General features: G+C 77.7%; 2 protein-coding genes. Both read right to left on the reverse strand.

All coding sequences use genetic code 11. From position 1 onward, the window contains the following. Positions 1 to 145: 145 nt before the first annotated feature. Complete coding sequence (minC, locus tag DT057_RS34775; RefSeq protein WP_128566538.1) at positions 146 to 859, reverse strand: septum site-determining protein MinC; 714 nt, start codon at positions 857 to 859, stop codon at positions 146 to 148. 74 nt (positions 860 to 933) lie between these two features. Further along, positions 934 to 1,707, reverse strand: a complete 774-nt coding sequence (locus tag DT057_RS34780; RefSeq protein ID WP_128566539.1) for a tellurite resistance TerB family protein — start codon at positions 1,705 to 1,707, stop codon at positions 934 to 936. Positions 1,708 to 1,854: the final 147 nt, after the last annotated feature.

Genomic DNA, 1,854 nt, shown 5'->3' on the forward strand with positions numbered 1-1,854 from the left:
TGGTCTTCCCGACGCCGCCCTTGCCCGACGTCACGACTAGGACTTTCGCCATCTTGGAACCTCTGGAAGCCGAGTGTCGCGGCCTGCGCGGCCGCTGCGTGTATGGTGTGGGCCCGGGCGGGCTCGGGGGGCGGCCCGGGGCGGCTCAGTCGAGGGCCGCGGTCCGCATGGCGTCGCCGTCGAGCCAGACCTGCACGGCGCGGCCGCGCAGGGCCGGGTCGATGTCGTCGGCGATGCGGTAGAGCCCGTCGATCGCCAGCAGCTCCGGCTCGAACTTGCGGCAGAAGATCCGCGCCCCCGGGGTCCCGGCGGCGCCCGCGATGGCGCGGCCCCGCAGCGCCCCGTAGACGTGGATCGAGCCGCCCGCGATGATCTCGGCGCCCGAGGCGACCGAGCCCATCACGGTCACGTCGCCCTCCGGGAACAGGATCGCCTGGCCGGAGCGCACCGGGCTCTCGAGCATCAGGGAGTGGACGCTCGGCGCGCGGTCCGGGACCGGCGCCGGGGCGGCCGCCGCCGGGGCGCCGGGCGTCGGGATCTCGCCCGAGGGCCGGCCGCCGTTCAGGACCGGCGGCATGCCGGGCCCGAGCGCCGCGCCGCCGGCGCCCTCGATGCCCATGATCGGGATGTCCCGCTCGAGCAGGGCCGCGACGAGGCCCGTCAGCGCCTCGCGGCTCGGGGCGAGCGCGCCGACGTCGAGGATCACGGCGCGGCCGGCGAAGAAGGCCGGCGAGCGGCGCGCCAGACCGTCGAGGTCGGCGAGCCAGTCGTCGACCGGCGCCTCGGGGGCGAGCACGACCGCCAGGAAGGAGCGGCCACGGAAGCGGATCGGCGGGCGGGATGAGGTCTGGCTGGTCACGGGTTTACGACTCGTTACCAGGCCATGAGGCGCGCCGGATGGTTAGCGATTGGTTAACGACGCTAACGAAGTCTTCACCTTTGCGACGATGCCGCCGCGACCGTGTCCTCGATGCGGCGGGCGAGGCCCGGATCGAGGCCGAGCCGGCCGGCGAGGCGGTCGAGGTAGGCGCGCTCGGCCGGGGTGTCGACGCTGACGGCCAGCGCCGAGGCGGCGTAGATCGCGCTCGCCTCCTCCCGGCCGCGGGCGAGGCGCGCCACCGCCTCGACGTCGAGGGGCGCCCGCAGGGCGTCCATCAGGAAGGCCTTGTCGTCCTGGTCGAGGGCGTGGCGGTCCATCTCGCCGAAGATCCGCGCCTGCTCCTGCGCGTCGATGTGGCCGTCGGCCTTGGCGGCGGCGATCATCGCGGTGAGGAGGGCGCGGCTCAGGTCCTGCTCGTCCGCCGGCGAGGCCGGCTGGAACCGGGTGCCCCGCAGCATCGCGCCGGCCTCCTCGGGCGACGGGATGAAGCCGCCGCGGCCCCCGGGCGGGGCGGCGCGCGTCCCGCCCGGGGGCCGCGTCTCGGCCGCCGGCTGGCTCGCCTGCCACTGCCGGTAGGCCTGGTAGGCGAGGGACCCCACGAGGGCGAGGCCGCCGAGCCGTCCGGCCGGACCGGCGCGTGGGCCCCGGCGCGCGCCCAGGACCAGCGAGGCGAGGCCGCCGAGCACCGCCGCCTGCGAGCCCTGGCCGCCGAGGGCGCGGCCGATCTGGTCGAGGGGCGAGGCGGGTCCGGGGCGGCCCTCGGAGCCGGCGCGGTGCGCGGCGGGGCCGCCGAGGAACTGGTCGAGCAGGCGCTTGGCGTCGAGCATGGGAGCGGGCCTCCGGCACGGCGGGGGGATCGCCGCCGGGTTCGTCGCCAAGTGGAGCCGCGCCCCGGCCGCCGCAAGGGCGGGCCGGTCCGGCGGGCGGCCCGCTCGGGCCGCGCGGGACCGGCGGCGGCGGGCCGTCAGCCCCCG

Origin of the sequence: Methylobacterium crusticola, assembly GCF_003574465.1 — a bacterium.
GTDB classification, from domain to species: domain Bacteria; phylum Pseudomonadota; class Alphaproteobacteria; order Rhizobiales; family Beijerinckiaceae; genus Methylobacterium; species Methylobacterium crusticola.

Bases quoted from the DNA above. Each gene is read 5' to 3' on its own strand.
- DT057_RS34780 (WP_128566539.1), bottom strand. From the start codon at position 1,707: ATGCTCGACGCCAAGCGCCTGCTCGACCAGTTCCTCGGCGGCCCCGCC.